Origin of the sequence: Streptomyces sp. CB02959 (genome assembly GCF_002803155.1) — a bacterium.
In the GTDB taxonomy this organism is placed as follows: Bacteria; Actinomycetota; Actinomycetes; order Streptomycetales; family Streptomycetaceae; genus Streptomyces.
The window spans coordinates 42,661-60,625 of the sequence record NZ_NNBP01000023.1; the positions used below are offsets into that span (position 1 = coordinate 42,661).

Consider the following 17,965-nt stretch of genomic DNA (forward strand, 5'->3'; position numbering starts at 1 on the left):
TGGCGGTGGCGGTGGCGGTGGCGCCGGGCGTCGGACCGGACGGTGTGAGCGTGGGCCCGGCCACGGCCTCCCTGGTCCAACGTGCGGGCGGCATCGGGGCGTTGGCGAACGCGGTGCGCTCCTCCTTCGCCGCGCCGGGGTGATCGCGGGCTCGTCGTGCGGCGGACGGGTCGCCAACTCCTGCGGGGCGAGCCGTGCGGTCCTGACGGCGTGTCGCCACGGTGGCCGACGGTCCGGCCCGCCCGCCGTGCGCCGCGGCCGGGAACCGTATGGAGTAGGCCAACCGGCGCGCGGCCCGCGGCGTTCTTAGCGTGGCCACATGTCGACAGCGACCTGGTCCCCCGTCAGAGCCCTGACCGCAGCGGCCGTCTGCACCGCGAGCCTGCTGGCCCTGTGCGGCCCGGCGGCCGCCGACGGCCCCAACGGCGTCGACGACCTGCGCGGCGCGCCCCCGGCCCCGGCCGAGAACCTCCTGGACGAGCACGGCGTGCAGTTCCTGCCGAGGCCGGGAGTCCCCGAGCCACCCCGGGTGTCGGCCCTGTCCTGGGTCGTCACGGACCTGGAGAGCCACCGGATCCTCGCCGCCAAGGACGCCCACCGGCCGCTGCCGCCGGCCAGCACCCTCAAGACGCTGTTCGCGCTGACGGTGCTGCCGAGGTTCGCACAGGGGACGGTGCGCACGGTCTCCTCCGCGGACCTGGCCGGCATCGAGGCCGGCAGTTCGCTCGCCGGCCTCAAGGAGGACATGCGGTACCGCGTGGCCGACCTGTGGCACGGCGTCTTCCTCAGCTCCGGCAGCGACGCGGTGCACGCCCTCGCCGCGATGAACGGCGGCTGGGGGAAGACCATCGACGACATGCAGGCGACCGCGGCCCGGCTGGGCGCCCGCGACACCACCGTCGAATCCGCCGACGGCTTCGACACGCCCGGCCAGTTCTCCTCCGCCTACGACCTCTCCCTCTTCGGCCAGGCCGGGCTGACCAACCGGGACTTCGCCCACTTCGCCGCGACGAAGACCGCCCGTCTGCCGGAGGACGGCGGTCCCGACGCGAGCGGCCTCCAGAACACCAACCGGCTCCTGGTCGGCTCGCACGGGGTGGCCCCCTACGACGGCCTGATCGGGGTGAAGAACGGCTACACCAGCCACGCCGGGAACACCCTCATCGCCGCCGCCCGGCGCGGCCACCGGACGCTGCTGGTCACCGCGATGAACCCGCAGTCCGGTGCCGAGAACGCGGTCTACGAGGAGGCCCGCGCCCTGCTGGACTGGGGATTCGCCGCGGCGCCCCGGGCCGCGGCGGTCGGCACGCTGCCGGCCCCGGCTCCCGACCCGACGGACCCCGGGACGGCGCAGGCCGCCCACCGGTCTCCGGGCACCGCGCTGCACCAGGCGTCGGCGGCCAGAGCGGCCGGCCACACGGACGACCTGGTCCTGTGGTCGTTCTCCGCCGCCGGGGTGATCGCCCTGGCCGGGTTCGGCACCGCGCTGTGGTGGCGCAGGCGGCAGCCGGCCGGTCCCGAGGACGGCGGACCGGCCGCCTGACGAACACCACCCCCGGTCTCGTACATCCGTCCGATCGGTCGGGGATACGGAGGACGCGGTGTGGCCTTGCCCGGTGAAGGATGACGCGTTTGCCATGATTTGTGGTGACTGGTGGGCCCGGTCGGTGTAGCGTCCTGATCAGCTGTCGTGGTTCCGAAGTGCCGGGCGCCCGTGTCGCATTCACGGGCGTTCTTGCTGTCCGGTACGTCTCCGGGCCAGGGCGATCACCTCCGGATTCCGCGCGGTGCGGGAGCCGATTCGAGCCCATAGAGCGAAGGAGACGCAACATGGCTTCGGGCACGGTGAAGTGGTTCAACTCGGAAAAGGGCTTCGGCTTCATCGCGCAGGACGACGGCGGCGCCGACGTCTTCGCGCACTACTCCAACATCGACGCCACCGGCTACCGCGAGCTGCTGGAGGGCCAGAAGGTCAGCTTCGAGGTCACCCAGGGCCAGAAGGGCCCGCAGGCGGAGAAGATCCGGGTGCTGACCTCCTCGTGAGCGCGGCCCCGGCCGCACCGGACGGCGCCCGCCCCCGCGACGGGGGCGGGCGCCGCCGTATACGACACGACGCGCCTACGGGTGGCGATCGTTGAGGATCTTCTGGAACAGCCGGTGGTCCCGCCAGGCACCGTCGATGTGCAGGAACTTCTCCGCGGTCCCGTACAGGGTGAAGCCGCAGCCGGTCAGGACCCGCTGCGAGGCGACGTTGTCCACCAGCGTCCCGGCCTCCAGCCGGTGCAGGCCCAAGTCCCGGTCGGCCGCCTCGCACACCGCCCGCAACGCGGCGGCGGCCAGCCCGCGGCGCAGGTGGCCGACGTCGATCCAGTAGCCGACGCTTGCGCTGCGCAGCGGGCCGTAGGTGATCTGGGACAGGGTGATCGAGCCGACCACCTCCACCTCTCCGGACGGCCCGGACCCGCCGTCCGCCTCGCGGACCAGCACCCAGGGCATCACCCGCCCGGCGTCCCGCTCCGCCAGCTGCCCCCGCAGCCGCTCCGCCTGACCGGCCGGGGTGTAGAACCCGTCCGCGCGGTGCGGCTCGGTGGGCCGGAGGTGGTCGAGGCTGCGCTGGTAGGCCCGGGAGTATCCGGCGGCGTCCGCCGGCTCGGCGGGGCGCATCAGGACGTCGGGGGCGAGCCGGGCGGACGAGGTGATCATCCGTTCAGACTAATCCCGGGGCCCGCCCCTGTCCCGGGGCGAGCGAGGAATCACTGCGGCGGCCGGTCCGTGTCCCGGTCCGTCCCGCCCATCTGCTCCTTGAGCTTGTCCTGCGCGGTGTCGACCTGGCTCTGGTACTTCCCCTGGGTCCGTTCGTCCACGTAGTCACCGGCCTTGTCGACGCCCTTGCCGGCCTGCTCCTCGTGGCCCTTGAGCAGTTCCTTGAGCTTGTCCAGTACGGACATGGATGGTCCTCCTCAGCATGGCCCCCCTCGACACCAGCATCACCCCCGAACGGACCATCTGCATCACGAGCCGCTGGGAATCGGGGCCTTCAACTGGTCGCTGATGAATTTCATGGAGCTCGCCGCCATGCCCTTCTGGTAATCCCAGGCATTGTGCCGGCCACCGGGAATCACCTGGAGCGTGGTGTGGATCGGGCCCTTGCCGTACTTCTCGCGGAAACGGTGGATGGGCTTGACCACCGCGGCGCCTTCCTTACTACCGGCCTGGAAAGCGAGATAGACCTCCGGTCCGCCCTTTTTCAGCAGGCCCGCCGCGAGCTTTTCCGGGTTGTTGGCGTCCTTCTCCTTCTGGTGGCCGGCCCACATCGGGGAATCCGGCACGATGTCCGGGCCGCTGGCTATCGCCGCCTTGAACTTCTCCGGATACTTCAGCACCGACTTCAGGCCCGCGAAACCGCCCGAGGACGACCCCATGAAAGCCCAGCCGTCCCGGGACCCGAAGGTACGGAAATTGGCCTTGACCAGATCGACGACGTCATCGGTCAGCCAGGTGCCCATCTTCTGCTGGCCGGGTATGTCGCTGCCGTCGTGATAGCGGGTGTCCGGATTGAGCATCGGCATCACCACGACGAACGGCAGGCTCTTGCCCTCGGCGGTCCACTGCGCGAGGTTCTCCTGCAGCTTGATGTCGCCGCCGACCCAGTAATTCGTCACCCCGTCCTTGTCCTGCGGGCTGCCCAGGCCGCCCGGCAGGGCTATCAGCACCGGAAAGCCGCTCTTGGCGTATTTCGGGTCCTGGTATTCCTTCGGGGCCCACACCCAGACGCTGCCGGTGACCCCGGACTTCGCGCCCTTCAGCGTGGTCCGGGCTATGTGCGTGCCGTCGTCCAGCGTGCGGGTTATCCGGAACTCGCTCTTCGGCCCGCTGGGCAAACGGGTGTCCTGGTCGACCGGCTTCACCGGGGTGGCCGCGCTCCCCGGCGCGCCCGCGTTGAAGTCGACCGGGTTGCCGTTCTCCGAGCAGCCGGCGAGCAGGGCGCAGGACGCGACGAGGACGGCCGTGAGTGCGCGGGCATAAGGGTGTTTCAACGGTGACTCCGCTACTGGACGATCACATGCGAGTGACCATGACGATCAAGTGCAAGTGACCATAAAGAGGCAATTCGACCGCGGATGGTTCCGCCGTGCGCCCATCGGCCCGCTCGACGGGCAGTCCGGCCCGGCCCGGCCGAGAATGCAGCGGTGACCGATGAACAGCGCAGTGCCGATGACACCGCCTCCCGTGGCGTGCCCGGTGCGCACGAGCGACGGCTCGCCAGAAAGGCGCTGGCCGGCCGTGCTCGGGACGCGGAGGACCTGTCGTTGCTGATGGACATGCTCGGGCTGGATCCCCGCCGGGATCCAGCCCGGGAGGCCGCGCCCGGGCCCGGTCCGCGAGGCGGGGGCCACGGGCGCGGCGCCGGCCGGGACCGGCGGCGGGCGGCCCGCCGGGACACCTGCCGCGACGCCCGCACGCCGTCGGCCGACCCCGGCTGAACCGCTCCCGTCCCGGCCCCGGGCCGCCCGGTCAGCCCGCCGGGTGCGCTCCCGCCGCCCGGCGCAGCCGCAGCGTCACGATCTGGAACGGCCGCAGCGCCATCCGCACCGTGTCGCCCTGCCGCTCCAGGGCGGGCCCGTCCTCGACGGGACGCTCGAGCAGATCGGTGGCGACCGCCCCCGCCAGCGCGAAACCGAAGGTCAGGGCGGCTTTGGCGCGTCCGCCCCGGGCCTCGTGCAGCCGCACCACCACATCGCCGCTGCGGTCGTCGGCCAGCTTGACCGCGGTGACCACCACCGCGTCGTCGTCCACCGCGACCAGCGGCGGCACCGCGCCGGACCCGGTCACCACCCGCTCCGGCAGGTTGATCCGGTGCCCCTCGCGCACCGCGTCCCCGATGGTCGCGCCGGGGACCAGCGCGTACCGGAAGCGGTGGGTGCCCTGGTCCGTCTCCGGGTCGGGGAAGCGCGGGGCGCGCAGCAGGGACAGCCGGACGGTCGTGGTGGTGCCCCGCTCCTCCTCGGGCCCGCCCTCCCGCACGGTACGGGTGACGTCGTGCCCGTACGTCGCGTCGTTGACCAGCGCCACGCCCCAGTCCGGCTCCGCGGCGTGCACGAACCGGTGCGCGCACGCCTCGAACTTCGCCGCCTCCCAGCTGGTGTTGGTGTGCGTCGGCCGGTACAGGTGCCCGAACTGGGTCTCCGCCGCGTACCGCTCGGCGTGCAGGTCCAGGGGGAACGCGGCCTTGAGGAACTTCTCGGTCTCGTGCCAGTCCGCCTCGGTGTCGATGTCCAGCCGCCGCTGCCCGCGCGCCAGCGTCAGGGTCTGGACCACCCGCGAGGCGCCGAAGCGCCGCACCACGCGGACCGTCGCGGCCTCCGGCGCCGCCTCGGCGAGCGCCACTTCGTCCGCGTCGGTCAGGTCGGTGACCACCTCGCGGTAGAAGGCGTCCACGTCCCAGGCGTCCCACATGTTGGGGAAGTCGGGATGGAGCTGGAGCAGGTTCGCCGCCGCGCCCGGGGCCACGGTCTCCCGCCCGGCGGCCGGGTCGTACACGGAGACGACCAGGCCGCGGCCGTCGATCTCGATCCGGAGCAGGTCGTGCCGGAGGACGAAACCGCCGCCGGGGCGCGGCCCCGCGGTCACCGGTTCGCCCTCCGTCGCCGGTGCGGCCAGCGCGCCCGCCGCCACCCCGGACCGGGCGTGCGGCGCGGAGTTCGCCACCAGCCGCCGGTCGCCGCCGCCGGCCAGGGCCGCCAGCGCGGCGCCGATCAGCTCCTCCGACTCGGCGGCGACCGCGGCGTAGGTCCGCTCCGCCTCGCGGTGCACCCAGGCGATGGAGGAGCCGGGCAGGATGTCGTGGAACTGGTGCAGCAGGACCGTCTTCCAGAGGCGGTCCAACTCCTCGTGGGGGTAGCGGAACCCGGTGGTGACGGCGGCGGTCGCCGACCACAGTTCGACCTCCCGCAGCAGGTGTTCGCTGCGGCGGTTGCCGCGCTTGGTGCGGGCCTGGCTGGTGAGTGTCCCGCGGTGCAGTTCGAGGTACAGCTCGCCCACCCACACCGGGGCGTCGGGGTACTCGGCCTGTGCCCGGGAGAAGAAGTCGGCGGGTTTCTCCCACCGCACCACCGGCGAGCCGTCCAGGTTCCGCAGCCGGCGGGCCTTGGCGATCATCTCGCGGGTGGTGCCCCCGCCGCCGTCGCCCCAGCCGGTCGGTGCCAGGGAGTGCCGGGCCGTGCCCTTCTCCTTGAAGTTCCGTGCCGCGTGGGCGAGTTCGGCGCCCGACAGCTGGCAGTTGTAGGTGTCCACCGGCGGGAAGTGGGTGAAGATCCGGGTGCCGTCGATGCCCTCCCAGCGGAAGGTGTGGTGCGGGAAGGAGTTCACCTGACTCCAGGAGATCTTCTGCGTCAGCAGCCACTTCGCCCCGGCCGCCTTGATGATCTGCGGCAGCCCCGCCGCGAAGCCGAAGGTGTCCGGCAGCCACGCCTCGTCGTTCTCGACCCCGAACTCCTCCAGGAAGAACCGCTTGCCGTAGACGAACTGACGGGCCATCGCCTCCGAGCCGGGCATGTTGGTGTCCGACTCCACCCACATCCCGCCTGCCGGGACGAACCGGCCCGCCGCGACCGCCTCCTTGACCTTCGCGTAGACCTCGGGCCGGTGCTCCTTGATCCAGGCGTACTGCTGCGCCTGCGACATGGTGTAGACGAACTCCGGCTCGTCGGCCAGCAGCGCCGTCATGTTCGCCGTCGTCCGGGCCACCTTGCGGACCGTCTCGCGCAGCGGCCACAGCCACGCCGAGTCGATGTGCGCGTGCCCCACCGCGCTGATCCGGTGCGCGGACGCCGCCGCCGGCGCCGCCAGCGCCCCGCTCAGGTGCCGCCGCGCCGCCGCGGCCGTCCCGTTCACCGCCTGCAGGTCGAGCGCGTCCAGCGCCCGGCCCACCGCCCGCAGCACCTCCCAGCGGCGCGGGCTCTCCACCGGCAGTTCCGCCATCAGCTCGCCCAGCACCTCCAGGTCCTGGACCAGCTCCCACACCTCGGTGTCGAACACCGCCAGGTCCATCCGCGCCAGCCGGTACTGCGGCTCGCTGCCCGCGGTCTCCGGGTCGCCCAACGCCGTCGGCCGGAACGGATGGACGTCGAGGATGACCGGGTTGGACGCGGCCTCCAGGTGCCATTCGACCCGCTCACCGCCCCGCACCGGCGCCCCCACCCGGACCCACTGGTTCCGCGGGTTGAGGCCCTTCACCGGCGTCCCGTCCGGCAGGTACACCAGCGCCTCGCACTGGAACCCCGGCATCCGCTCGTCGAAACCCAGGTCCAGCACCGCCTCCACGGTGCGCCCCGCCCACTCCTCCGGCACCGTGCCGCGCACCCGGAACCACGTCGTCGCCCACGGCGCGCCCCAGGCGTCCCCCACCGCCACCGGGGTGTGCTCGGCGGCCAGTCCCTCGGCCACCGGTACGGTTCCCCACGCTCTCGACTCCGCTCGACCAGGGGAGCCCCCACTGCCGGGCGCGACCCAGGCCGCCACCTCCAGCGGCACCGACTCCGGGTACAGGGCGGGCCGGATGCGTTCGTTGAGGACCCGCTTCAGACGGGCTTCGACCAGCGCGCGATCGTCATGCATGGCTTACGGCTCCAGAGGTCGGGGAGACGGGGTGCGGGACGGCAGGGCCGGGGTCACCGGGGGTGCCGGACGGGGGCGGAGGCGGCGCCCGCCCCGGCGAGCGGCATCCGGGGGAGGGGGAGGGGACGGGCGAGCCCGGTCATCGCTTCGCCACCTCCTGGGGCGTGCACACCTCGGCGATCCCACGGGACGTCAGATGGCTTTCTTCGGAAGCTAGTTGGGACAGGACCAGGGTCGGGCGGGCGCCCTGTCCGGCCAGTTCCGCCCAGGCTTCGAAGACCGGGCCGCCGGGCGCGCACACCGACCGGTGGGGCGCCTCCTCGGCGTCACCGACGTCGACGACCAGCGCGGTGGACCGCACCGGCGGCCGGTGCGGACGGCCCCGCCAGTGCGCCGCCAGCTCGGCGAAGGCCCGGCCCACCGGCTTGACCGTACGGTCCTCGGTGAACAGGCCCAGCCCGTACTCCAACTCCGGGAAGTCCGCGAGCGACCGCGGGACGTCGTACGCACACCACCAGGTGACGCCCCAGACGTCCGGGCAGTCCGCGGCGTTGGTGACGGTCGCCGTGGTGAAGCGGGCCGCGCCGTCCGCGGGGATGTGCGGGGCGGGGGCGCCGACCTCCTGGAGCCACACCGGGCGGTGCGGGTCCGGCGCCCACGCCTTGGACAGCTCGATGAGGTACGCGGCGTGCTGCTCGGTGGCGACACCGGTCGGCCCGTGCCGCTGCGCGGTCCCGTTGAACACCCACGAGTGCACCGCCGTCATCGCCCCGAACCGGGCGGCGTGCGCGGGGGTGAAGGGATGCCCGTCCTGGTACCAGGCGGCGTCGTACGCGGCGTGCAGATGCGCCCGGTCCGGCGCGCCCCGCTCGCAGGCGGCCAGCATGCGGGTGAGCCAGGCAGCCGCCTGCGCGCCGGTGATCCGGTCCGGATCCGGGTGCGGGGCGTCCGAGAACTGGTTGACCTCGTTGCCGAGGGTCATCCCGAGGAAGCCGGGCCGGTCGGCCAGCGCGGCGGCCAGCGTCCGCAGGTACTCCTCCTGGCCGGCGAGCACCTCCGGGTCGGTGAAGAGGTTGCGGCGGTGCCATGTCTGCGTCCAGGCGGGCAGGAAGTCGAAGCTGGACAGATGGCCCTGGAGGCCGTCCACCGCCACGTCCAGCCCGCGTTCGGCCGCCGCGTCGGCCAGCTGCACCAAGTGCTCGACGGCGCGCGGTCGGATCAGGGTGCGGTTGGGCTGGAACAGCGGCCACAGGGGGAAGACCCGGACGTGGTCCAGGCCGAGCGCGGCCAGCGAGTCCAGGTCCCGGCGCACCGCGTCCAGGTCGAAGTCCAACCAGTGGTGGAACCACCCCTGACTGGGCGTGTAGTTGACGCCGAAGCGGATCCGGCGCTGCTCGTGGGGTACCGGCATCAGTGGTCCCGTCCCTCCGGGTGTGTGGGATCAGCCCTTGACGGCGCCCTCACCGACGCCGCGGAAGAAGTAGCGCTGGAGACAGGCGAACATCACGATCAGCGGGAGGACGGCGATCACCGAGCCGGCCGCCACCAGCCGTTGGTTGTCCGCGAAGGTGCCGTGCAGGTAGTTCAGGCCGATGGTCAGGGTGAACTTCGACTGGTCGCTGAGCACGATCAGCGGCCACAGGAAGTCGTCCCAGGCCCCCATGAACGCGAAGACCGCGACCACCGCCAGGGTGCCCTTGACCGACGGCAGCGCGATCCGGACGAACCGCTGCCAGGCATTGGCGCCGTCCACGAACGCCGCCTCCTCGACCTCGTACGGCAGTGCCGTGAAGGCGTTCCGCATCAGCAGGACGTTCATCGCGCCGATGCAGGCGGGGAGTACCACCCCGAGCAGGGTGTTGTTCAACTGGAGCTGACGCATCGTCAAGAACTGGGCGATCAGGATGCTTTCGACCGGTACCAGCATTGCCATGATGAAGACCACCACGGCGACCCGCCGCCCGCGGAACCGCAGCCGGGCCAGTGCGTACCCGGCCAGCGCCGCGCCCGCACAGTTGGTCAGCACGTTGGCCACCGCGACCTTGACGGAGTTCAGCGCGAAGTCCCAGACCGGGACGACCTGCGCCACCGCGGCGTAGTTGGCGAGGGTCGGGTGGTGCGGCACCAGGCTCGGCGGATAGCGGTAGATGTCCTCGCCCGGACCCTTGAGGGACGTCGAGAGCTGCCACAGGAACGGTCCGACGGTCAGCGCCAGCACCGCGCACAGCAGCAGGTAGCGGACCAGCAGCGGCCATTTGGCCCGCCGCCGGCGCCGGTCCGGTCCGGTCATCGGTCCTCCCCGCGGTTGGCCCGCAGCACCAGCAGCATCAGCCCGAGCGTCAGCACGAACACCACCACCGACAGCGCCGAGGCGTAGCCGACCCGTCCGCTGAGGCCGGTGCCGGCCTGCTGGACGAGCATCACCAGCGTGGTGTCCTCCCCGCCCGGACCGCCGGTCGGCCCGGCCATCAGATACACCTCGGAGAACACCTTGAAGGCGTTGACCGCGGAGAGCGCGGCCACCAGCACCATCGTGGCGCGCACCGCCGGCACCGTGACGGTCAGGAAGCGCCGCACCGGGCCGGCCCCGTCGACCGCGCACGCCTCGTGCAGTTCCCGCGGCACCTGGGCCAGCGCCGCCAAATAAATGATCATGTAGTAGCCGAGGCCCTTCCAGACCGTCACCGCCATCGCGCTGAACAGCAGCGGCCACGGATCGCTGAGGAAGCCGGCCCGCCCGAACCCCAGGACCTCCAGCAGCGCGTTGATCAGCCCCCGGTCGTCCAGCAGCCACACCCAGATCAACCCGACCACCACCACCGAGGCGACCACCGGGAGGTAGAACGCGGCCCGGAAGAAGGCGATCCCGGGCACGCTCCGCCGCACCAGCAGGGCCAGCAGCAACGGCAGCACCACCAGCGGCGGCACGACACCCAGGACGTACAGCAGGCTGTTGCGCAACCCCGTCCAGAACATCGGATCGTGCAGCATCTCCCGGTAATTGGCGCCGCCGGTGAACCGCCCGGCCGTCAGCGTCCGGGCATCGGTGAAGGAATGCGCCACCGTGCTCAGGAACGGATAGAGACTGAATCCGCCGACGACCAGCAGCCCGGGCGCGAGGAACAGCCAGGGACTGGTCGGCAGGTGCGTACGGACTCCCCGGGCGCGGCCCGGGAACCGTGGCGCACCGGCCGGCGCGGACCTCCGCATTCCCATCCCGACCTCAGCCGGTCTTCAACAGGCGATTGCACTCCGCCACCGCGGAATCCAGCGCCGCCTTCGGCGTCTGCTTGCCCTGAAGAGCCCGGGCGACGGCATTGCGCAGCACCGTCTTCATCTGGTCGCTGAGCAATACCGGGGTGTAATTCACCGCGTTCTTCAGGGATTTCGCCGCCGCCACCCGCACCCGGGTGGCGTCCGTACCGTCCTCCTTGGTGAAATACGGATCGTCCAGCGCACCCTTCGTACTGGGGAAGACCGTGACCTGTTTCGCGAACGCCATTTGGTTCCGCTGGTCCGTCGCGAAGTGCGCGAAGGCCACCGCCGCCGGCTTGACCTTGCTCTGCGCGTTCACCATCAGGCCCTGCACATACATATTGGCCTTGCCGGTGTTGTTGACCGCGTCGATGATGCCGATGTTCCGGTAGAGGCCCGGCGCGTCCCGTCTGAAGTTCTCCAGGTCCAGCGCACTGCCCGGATTCATCGCCACCGACTGCTGCTCGAACTTCCGCCCCGCCGACTCGGCCACGGCGGTGAGCGCCTGCGGGTCCAGCGCCCCGTCCGCGTACAGCTCCTGGTAGTGCGTGAGCAGCTGCACGCCCTTGGGCTCGTTGAAGGTGAACGCGGTGCCCCGCACGTCCATCAGCCGCACGCCGTAGCGGCCGAAGTCCTCGATGGACGGCGTACCGGCCAGCATCGCGATCTTCCGGTCGCTGTTCCGCGCCATGGTGAGCGCGTCGGCGAACAGCCGGTCGTAGGTGGTCGGCGGCTTCGCCGGATCCAGCCCGGCCTTGCGGAACAAGTCCTTGTTGTAGAACACCGGCCCGGTGTTGAGGTACCACGGGAAGGCATAGACGCCCGGCATCCCCGGCATCTCCTGGCTCTTCCAGGCCCCGTCCAGATACTCGCCCCGGTATTTCCCGGCCGCCTTGCCGATGTCCAGCGCCAACCCGGCCTTCGCCAGCGGATAGGCGAGGTCGGGCGACACATTGACCACATCGGGCAGGGTGCCCGCGGCCGCGTCCGCGCTCAGCTTCTGCGGATACCCCTCGGCCGGCTGGTCGACCCACTTCACCTCGGTGCCCGGGTACTTCTTCTCGAACTCCGCGATGACCCCGTCGAAATACTTCTGGAAACGCGCCTTCAGATTCCAGGTCTGGAAGGTGACCTGCCCCTCCACCTTCCCCGCGGCGCTGTCGGAATCGCCGCCGCCGTCCGGGGCCCCGCAGCCGGACAGTAAAAGCGCCGAGGCGGCGAGGACCGCGAGGGCGGCAGGTATCCGACGGGAATGACAACGCATGGCCGGCTCCTTGGCTGAAGTGCTCTGAAGTGCTCGGACCAGAAAACTGTCGAAGGCCATCGCGGCGCGGGGGATCCGGTTCCGTCCCACGGTTTCCCGGCTCCCGGATCGCGACGCGGCAGACGCTACTAATGCGATTTAGTAGGTGTCAACACCCTCGTACCGCATGCATGTTGAGGCGGACCGCCCGAACCGTCCCGGCATTGTTTGACACGCCCCGCCGCCCTGATCAGACTGTCGGCACTCATGCGGTTCGGCCCGGAGGAGCCCGCGATGACAGCGCCCGGTGAGGCCGCCCGCCGCAAACCGGCGCGCCGCCCGACCATCAAGGACATCGCCCGGCGCGCCGGAGTCTCCGAGAGCGCGGTCTCCTTCGCCCTCAACGACCGGCCGGGCGTCTCCGCGGACACCCGCGCTCGGATCCGCCGGGTGGCCGACGAGCTGGGCTGGCAGGCCAACAGCGCCGCCCGCGCCCTCTCCGGCGAACACTCCGGCTGCCTGGGCCTGGTACTGGCCCGCCCGGCCCGCACCCTGGGCGTGGAGTCCTTCTTCCTCCAACTCGTCTCCGGCATCCAGGAAGTGCTCTCCGCCCGGCGCACCGCCCTGCTCTTCCAGGTCGTCGAGGACCTCGACACCGAGTGCGCGCTCTACCGCCGCTGGTGGGCCGAACGCCGGGTGGACGGCGTCCTCGTCGTCGACCCCCGCACCGACGACCCCCGGCCCGCGCTGCTGGCCGCCCTCGGCCTCCCCGCCGTCGCCATCGGCGGCCCCGCCGCCCCCGAACCCCCGGCGCCGCCCCCGCTGCCCACCGCCCCGCTCCTGTCCACCGTCTGGGCCGACGACGCCAAGGCCATGGCCCGCGTCCTGGACCACCTGCACGGCCTCGGCCACCGCCGTATCGTGCACGTCGCCGGACTGCCCGGCCTCGCCCACACCGCCCGCCGCATCCACTCCCTGCACACCGAAGCCGCCCGGCGCGGCCTCGACGCGCGGCAGGTCCGCTCGGTCACCACCGACTACTCCGACGCCGAGGGCGCCGAGGCCACCCGCCGCCTCCTCGACGCGGCCGAACCGCCCACCGCGATCATCTACGACAACGACGTGATGGCGGTCGCCGGCGCCTCGGTCGCCGCCGGCCGCGGCATCCCCGTACCGGGCCGGCTCTCCGTCGTCGCCTGGGACGACTCCCCGCTGTGCCGCGTCGCCCACCCCCCGCTCACCGCGCTGGTCCGCGACACCGCCGGCTTCGGCCGGCTCGCCGCCGCCGAACTCCTCGCCCTCCTCGACGGCGGCCCGCCCCGCACCGTCGAGGGCGAACTCCCGTACCTGGAACCCCGGGAGAGCACCGGCCCACCGCCCGGCGACATCTGACGGACCGCCACCATCCCTGCGGCGCACCGCCGTCGCCGGCCCACGAGCGGACCCCGCCCCCTACCCGTAGTACCTGAGGACTACCCGCCGGATGCGCTCCCTGGCGGGACGCCGACCACCCCTCGCACTCCATAACTTCGGTGCCGGAAACACCCAGAACCCCGGTACGGAAGGACCATCCGCCATGGCGCCCCGCCCGCGCAGAAGCCGCCTGACCCGCACCCTGCTCGCCGTGCTGGTCACCGCCTCGGTGGCCGTCCCGGTGTCGGGCGCGGCCCGCCCCGCCGCGGTCCCCGCACCGGCCCCCACCCCCCTCGGCCCGCTGCGCGACACCACCCCCGCCACCCTGGCCCACCGGTACGCCGCCACCCGCGCCGACATCCGGGCGGCCGAGCGCACCGCCGACGCCCACGGCGACCACCGGCGGGCCACCACCCTGCGCGCGCTGGCCGCCCCCGCCCGGCACTTCCTGACCTTCGACGGCCGCGACGGCGGCCGCACCACCGAGGTCTACGGCGACCTCGCCCGCGCCGACCGGATCGCCGTCCTGGTCCCCGGTTCGGACACCAGCCTCGACACCTACCAGCGCTTCCGCGCCGGCGCCCAGGCACTCCAGCAACAACTCGCCCGGCAACCAGGCATCCACCCTGCCGTCATCGCCTGGCTCGGCTACCCCACCCCCGCCACCGTCAGCCCCGCCGCGATCACCACCACCCGCGCCGACGACGCCGCCCCCCAACTCCGCAATTTCGTAAAGGAATTGAGGAAAACCAGGCCCGCCGCCCGGATCACCCTGCTGTGCCACTCCTACGGGTCCGTGGTCTGCGGCCGGGCCGCCCCCGGCCTCCCCGCCACCGACCTGGTCCTCTACGGCAGCCCCGGCGCCGGCGCCGACACCGCCGCGGACCTGCACACCCGGGCCACCGTCTGGGCCGGCCGCGGCGCCGACGACTGGATCGCCGACGTCCCGCACGCGCAACTCCCCCTCCCCACCACCACCCTCGGCTTCGGCACCGACCCGGTCTCCCCGCGGTTCGGCGCCCGGGTCTTCCCCGCCGGCGACGGCGGCCACAGCGACTACCTCAAGCCCGGCACGCTGTCCCTGGAGAACCTCGCCCGGATCGCCGCCGGCCGCGCCCCGACCGCCGCCCCCGACCCGACCGCCGTCCCGCAGCGCACCGCAGGCGAGGCCCGCCGTGCCTGACACCCCGCGCGCCGCCGCGGCCGCCCTCGTCCACCGCATCCAGGCCGCCACCCCGCCCGACCGGGACCGCGCCACCGACGCCCTGCGCGCCTTCGCCATCCTCGGCGTGGTCCTCGGCCACTGGCTGGTCACCGCCCTGATCACCGACAGCGGCACCCTGCACGGCGCCAGCCCGCTCCAGGGCATGCCCCAACTCGCCCCGATATCCTGGCTGTTCCAGACCCTGGCGGTGTTCTTCCTGGTCGGCGGAGAGGTCGCCGCCCGCAGCCACACCGCGGCCCGCGCCCGCGGCACCGCCTACCGGCACTGGCTGCACGCCCGGCTCGGCCGGCTGTTCCGCCCGGTCGCCGCGGTCCTCGCGGTCTGGGCCGTCGCCACCGCCGCGATGCTCGCCGCCGGCGTCGGGACGGACACCGTCCACACCCTGGTCAAACTGGTGCTGTCGCCGCTGTGGTTCCTGCTGGTCTTCGCCGCCCTCACCGCCGCCACCCCGCTGACCGCCCGCCTGCACCCCCTCTGGCCTTGCGCCGTCGTCGTCCTCGTCGACGTCCTCCGGTTCGGCCTCGACGCCCCCGGCTGGCTCGGCTGGCTCAACCTCCCCGCCGGCTGGCTCGTCCCGTACTGCCTCGGCGCGGCCCGCGCCCGCGGCGCCGCACACCGCCGGACGACCGGCTGGGCGCTGCTGCTCGGCGGCGCCGCGGCCACCGCCGGACTCGTCCTGTTCGCCGGCTACCCCGCGTCCATGGTCGGCGTCCCCGGCGCCGCGATCTCCAACCTCAACCCGCCCACCCTGGCAGCCGTCACCTTCGGCCTCGCCCAGTGCGGCGCCGCCCTGCTGCTCCGCGCCCCGCTCAACCGGGCGCTGCGCCGCCCCGCCGCCTGGGCCGCGGTGGCCCTGCTGAACCTCTCCGCGATGACCGTCTTCCTGTGGCACCAGACCGCGATGATGGCCGTCACCGCCACCGCCTGGTTCCTCGCCGGTCCGTTGCCCGGCCTGCACACCGTCCCCGACACCCCCGCCTGGATCCTCGCCCGGCTCGCCTGGCTCCCGGTCTTCGCGGCCGCGCTGCTGCTGTGCCGGGCCGCGTTCGCCGTGTACGAGCACCGCCGGCCGGGCCCCCGCCGCCGGGGCGGACCGGGCACGGACGGACCCGGCCGGGTCGTCCGCGAAGGGAGCCCCGCCCGTCAGGCGGCGGTGCCCCGTGCCTAAGGTGCATCCCGTGAAGAGGGGGATCATGGCCGGTCGGCTGACGACGGCCCTACGGGCGCTGCCGCGCCACCTGCGCGAGGATCTGTGGACCGGCGCGACCGAGGAACCGCTGCCGGTCGGCGGCCGGCCCCCCGGCTGGCTCGCCTGGCGGCCCGCGATCGTCGTCCCGCTGGTGTTCGGCGGGGCCTACCTGCTCGCCTTCACTGCCAACGTCTATACGAGGCAGTACGGGATAAACCCGCCGATCGCCTTCGTCGCCGCCGCGGTCGGGGCGGCGGCGCCCATCGTCGCCCTCTACCGGCCGGTCCTGGCCTGGTGGGCGTCGACCGCGGTGCTGCTGGTGATCGGGTACCAGGCCGGTTCCGTGTTCAACCCGTTCGCGGGCCTGCCCTGGCAGCGCACCGGGCTGGCGGCCCAGGCCGTCGTGCTGTTCCTCGCGGCGCTGCGGGTCCGGCCCCGGGCCACCGCCGAGATGCTGGTGCTCGGCATCCTGGCCGGTGCCTTCGCCAACGTACTGGCCTCCGGGAGCTTCGGCTACGACCATGTGCCGGTCATCGTGCTCGCGGTCTGCGCCCTGGTCGGCGCCCTGCTCCGGGGCCGCCAGAAGGCCCGCACCGAACTGGTCGTCCAGGAGAAGCTCACCGCGGAGGAACGCGCCCGCCGTACCCTCCTGGAGGAGCGCAACCGAATCGCCCGCGAACTCCACGACGTGGTCGCCCACCACATGTCGGTGATCTCCATCCAGGCCCAGGTCGCGCCCCACCTGGCCGAGAACCCCTCCGACGAACTCAAGGAGAACCTCCGCGGCATCCGCCAGAACGCCGTCGAGGCACTCACCGAACTCCGCCGGGTCCTCGGCGTCCTGCGCTCCGAGGACTCCCGGCCGGAGGGCGCCCCGCACGCCCCGCAACCCACCCTCGACCGGCTCGGCGAACTCGTCGACAACGTGCGCGGCGCCGGTGTCGCCGTCACCACCGGCACCACCGGCACCCCGCGCCCGCTCTCGCCCGGCACCGAACTGTCGGCGTTCCGCATCGTCCAGGAGGCGCTCAGCAACGCGATGCGGCACGCGCCCGGCGCCACCGTCCACGTCGCGCTCGGCTACCACCCGGACCGGGTCACCCTCGGCGTCACCAACACCGCCCCCGACCGGCCCGCCCCGCCCTCCCCGGGCGCCGGCCACGGCCTGCTCGGCATGCACGAACGCACCGCGATGCTCGGCGGCGAACTGGCCACCGGCCCCACCCCCGACGGCGGCTACGAGGTCACCGCGATCCTCCCGGCCCCCGCCACCCCCGCCGCCCACTCCGACGACGCCGAGGACACCCCATGACGACTGCCACCCGAGCCATCCGCGTCCTGATCGCGGACGACCAGATGATGATCCGGCAGGGCTTCACGGTGCTGCTCAACGCCGAACCGGGCATCGAGGTCGTCGGCCAGGCGGTGGACGGCCACGACGCCATCGCCAAGACCGCCGAACTCGCCCCGGACGTCGTCCTGATGGACATCCGGATGCCCGGACTCGGCGGCATCGACGCCACCCGCCGGATCACCGAACCGGCCGACGCCACCGTCAAGGTCCTCGTCCTGACCACCTTCGACCTCGACGAATACGTCTACGAGGCGCTGCGCGCCGGCGCCTCCGGCTTCCTCCTCAAGGACGCATCGGTCGATGAACTCGCCCAGGCGGTGCGGGTGGTGGCGGCCGGCGACGCGCTGCTCGCGCCCAGTATCACCAAGCGGCTGATCGCCGAGTTCTCCCGGATGTCCGGCGCCCCGCGCACCCCGCTCAAGGACCGGGTGGCGGGGCTGACCGAACGCGAGACCGAGGTGCTCTCACTGATCGCCCAGGGCCTGTCGAACGCGGAGATCGCCGAGCGCCTGGTGGTGGCCGAGCAGACCGTGAAGACCCATGTGGGCCGCATCCTGGTCAAGCTGGGACTGCGTGACCGGACCCAGGCCGCCGTCTTCGCCTACGAGACGGGGCTGGTGCGACCCACCGGGTACTGACCCCCGCTGCCGGACCCGCTTACGGGGAAGG

At 72.8% G+C, this 17,965-nt stretch carries 16 protein-coding genes; 8 read left to right on the top strand and 8 right to left on the bottom strand.

Annotated elements, in window-relative coordinates:
* Nucleotides 1–319 precede the first annotated feature (319 nt).
* Both CG747_RS31670 and CG747_RS31675 read left to right on the top strand, forming a co-directional pair.
* Complete coding sequence (locus tag CG747_RS31670) at nt 320–1,543, top strand: D-alanyl-D-alanine carboxypeptidase family protein (protein WP_257980875.1); 1,224 nt, start codon at nt 320–322, stop codon at nt 1,541–1,543.
* Between the two features lie 287 nt (nt 1,544–1,830).
* The gene (locus CG747_RS31675; RefSeq protein WP_016576347.1) at nt 1,831–2,043 is read left to right on the top strand and encodes a cold-shock protein; all 213 of its coding nucleotides are present in this window, start codon (nt 1,831–1,833) and stop codon (nt 2,041–2,043) included.
* Nucleotides 2,044–2,118: 75 nt separating this feature from the next.
* Here the strand turns inward: CG747_RS31675 and CG747_RS31680 are convergent, their stop codons facing one another.
* The 3 genes from CG747_RS31680 to CG747_RS31690 all read right to left on the bottom strand — a co-directional run bounded on the left by CG747_RS31680 (nt 2,119) and on the right by CG747_RS31690 (nt 4,037).
* Entirely contained in the window at nt 2,119–2,703 is a 585-nt protein-coding gene (locus tag CG747_RS31680) for a GNAT family N-acetyltransferase (RefSeq protein WP_100605296.1), read from the bottom strand.
* Nucleotides 2,704–2,753: 50 nt separating this feature from the next.
* Nucleotides 2,754–2,948, bottom strand: a complete 195-nt coding sequence (locus CG747_RS31685) for an antitoxin (protein ID WP_100605297.1) — start codon at nt 2,946–2,948, stop codon at nt 2,754–2,756.
* 63 nt (nt 2,949–3,011) lie between these two features.
* Nucleotides 3,012–4,037, bottom strand: coding sequence for an esterase family protein (locus CG747_RS31690; RefSeq protein ID WP_100605298.1), 1,026 nt, complete (start codon nt 4,035–4,037; stop codon nt 3,012–3,014).
* Between the two features lie 153 nt (nt 4,038–4,190).
* Here CG747_RS31690 and CG747_RS31695 point away from each other — a divergent pair, with 153 nt between their 5' ends.
* Entirely contained in the window at nt 4,191–4,484 is a 294-nt protein-coding gene (locus tag CG747_RS31695; RefSeq protein WP_100605299.1) for a hypothetical protein, read from the top strand.
* Between the two features lie 31 nt (nt 4,485–4,515).
* Here the strand turns inward: CG747_RS31695 and CG747_RS31700 are convergent, their stop codons facing one another.
* The 5 genes from CG747_RS31700 to CG747_RS31720 all read right to left on the bottom strand — a co-directional run bounded on the left by CG747_RS31700 (nt 4,516) and on the right by CG747_RS31720 (nt 12,136).
* The gene (locus tag CG747_RS31700) at nt 4,516–7,617 is read right to left on the bottom strand and encodes a glycoside hydrolase family 38 C-terminal domain-containing protein (protein ID WP_100605300.1); all 3,102 of its coding nucleotides are present in this window, start codon (nt 7,615–7,617) and stop codon (nt 4,516–4,518) included.
* A gap of 139 nt (nt 7,618–7,756) precedes the next feature.
* Nucleotides 7,757–9,028 (bottom strand): glycosyl hydrolase, encoded by a 1,272-nt coding sequence (locus CG747_RS31705; protein ID WP_100605301.1) that lies wholly within the window; start codon nt 9,026–9,028, stop codon nt 7,757–7,759.
* A gap of 30 nt (nt 9,029–9,058) precedes the next feature.
* Nucleotides 9,059–9,907 carry a carbohydrate ABC transporter permease gene (locus tag CG747_RS31710; protein WP_100605302.1) on the bottom strand — a complete coding sequence of 283 codons (849 nt, stop codon included), beginning with the start codon at nt 9,905–9,907 and terminating at the stop codon, nt 9,059–9,061.
* A complete protein-coding gene (locus CG747_RS31715) occupies nt 9,904–10,827 on the bottom strand; it encodes a carbohydrate ABC transporter permease (protein ID WP_100605303.1) in 924 nt (307 codons plus the stop codon). Before CG747_RS31715 ends, CG747_RS31710 begins: the two co-directional genes overlap by 4 nt.
* A gap of 13 nt (nt 10,828–10,840) precedes the next feature.
* Nucleotides 10,841–12,136 (bottom strand): sugar ABC transporter substrate-binding protein, encoded by a 1,296-nt coding sequence (locus tag CG747_RS31720; protein WP_100605304.1) that lies wholly within the window; start codon nt 12,134–12,136, stop codon nt 10,841–10,843.
* Between the two features lie 273 nt (nt 12,137–12,409).
* Between CG747_RS31720 and CG747_RS31725 the strand changes: the two genes are divergently transcribed.
* The 5 genes from CG747_RS31725 to CG747_RS31745 all read left to right on the top strand — a co-directional run bounded on the left by CG747_RS31725 (nt 12,410) and on the right by CG747_RS31745 (nt 17,934).
* Nucleotides 12,410–13,507, top strand: coding sequence for a LacI family DNA-binding transcriptional regulator (locus CG747_RS31725; RefSeq protein ID WP_100605305.1), 1,098 nt, complete (start codon nt 12,410–12,412; stop codon nt 13,505–13,507).
* Between the two features lie 184 nt (nt 13,508–13,691).
* Complete coding sequence (locus CG747_RS31730; protein WP_100605306.1) at nt 13,692–14,711, top strand: alpha/beta hydrolase; 1,020 nt, start codon at nt 13,692–13,694, stop codon at nt 14,709–14,711.
* A complete protein-coding gene (locus tag CG747_RS31735; RefSeq protein ID WP_100605307.1) occupies nt 14,704–15,921 on the top strand; it encodes an acyltransferase in 1,218 nt (405 codons plus the stop codon). The genes CG747_RS31730 and CG747_RS31735 overlap by 8 nt, the downstream gene beginning before the upstream one ends.
* A 25-nt stretch (nt 15,922–15,946) precedes the next feature.
* Entirely contained in the window at nt 15,947–17,254 is a 1,308-nt protein-coding gene (locus tag CG747_RS31740) for a sensor histidine kinase (RefSeq protein WP_100605413.1), read from the top strand.
* Nucleotides 17,251–17,934 (top strand): response regulator transcription factor, encoded by a 684-nt coding sequence (locus CG747_RS31745; RefSeq protein WP_100605308.1) that lies wholly within the window; start codon nt 17,251–17,253, stop codon nt 17,932–17,934. Before CG747_RS31740 ends, CG747_RS31745 begins: the two co-directional genes overlap by 4 nt.
* The last annotated feature ends 31 nt before the right edge of the window (nt 17,935–17,965 follow it).

Coding starts and splice junctions, on each gene's coding strand:
- CG747_RS31670 (WP_257980875.1), top strand. CDS start 320: ATGTCGACAGCGACCTGGTCCCCCGTCAGAGCCCTGACCGCAGCGGCC.
- CG747_RS31675 (WP_016576347.1), top strand. CDS start 1,831: ATGGCTTCGGGCACGGTGAAGTGGTTCAACTCGGAAAAGGGCTTCGGC.
- CG747_RS31680 (WP_100605296.1), bottom strand. CDS start 2,703: ATGATCACCTCGTCCGCCCGGCTCGCCCCCGACGTCCTGATGCGCCCC.
- CG747_RS31685 (WP_100605297.1), bottom strand. CDS start 2,948: ATGTCCGTACTGGACAAGCTCAAGGAACTGCTCAAGGGCCACGAGGAG.
- CG747_RS31700 (WP_100605300.1), bottom strand. CDS start 7,617: ATGCATGACGATCGCGCGCTGGTCGAAGCCCGTCTGAAGCGGGTCCTC.
- CG747_RS31705 (WP_100605301.1), bottom strand. CDS start 9,028: ATGCCGGTACCCCACGAGCAGCGCCGGATCCGCTTCGGCGTCAACTAC.
- CG747_RS31710 (WP_100605302.1), bottom strand. CDS start 9,907: ATGACCGGACCGGACCGGCGCCGGCGGCGGGCCAAATGGCCGCTGCTG.
- CG747_RS31715 (WP_100605303.1), bottom strand. CDS start 10,827: ATGCGGAGGTCCGCGCCGGCCGGTGCGCCACGGTTCCCGGGCCGCGCC.
- CG747_RS31720 (WP_100605304.1), bottom strand. CDS start 12,136: ATGCGTTGTCATTCCCGTCGGATACCTGCCGCCCTCGCGGTCCTCGCC.
- CG747_RS31725 (WP_100605305.1), top strand. CDS start 12,410: ATGACAGCGCCCGGTGAGGCCGCCCGCCGCAAACCGGCGCGCCGCCCG.
- CG747_RS31730 (WP_100605306.1), top strand. CDS start 13,692: ATGGCGCCCCGCCCGCGCAGAAGCCGCCTGACCCGCACCCTGCTCGCC.
- CG747_RS31740 (WP_100605413.1), top strand. CDS start 15,947: ATGGCCGGTCGGCTGACGACGGCCCTACGGGCGCTGCCGCGCCACCTG.
- CG747_RS31745 (WP_100605308.1), top strand. CDS start 17,251: ATGACGACTGCCACCCGAGCCATCCGCGTCCTGATCGCGGACGACCAG.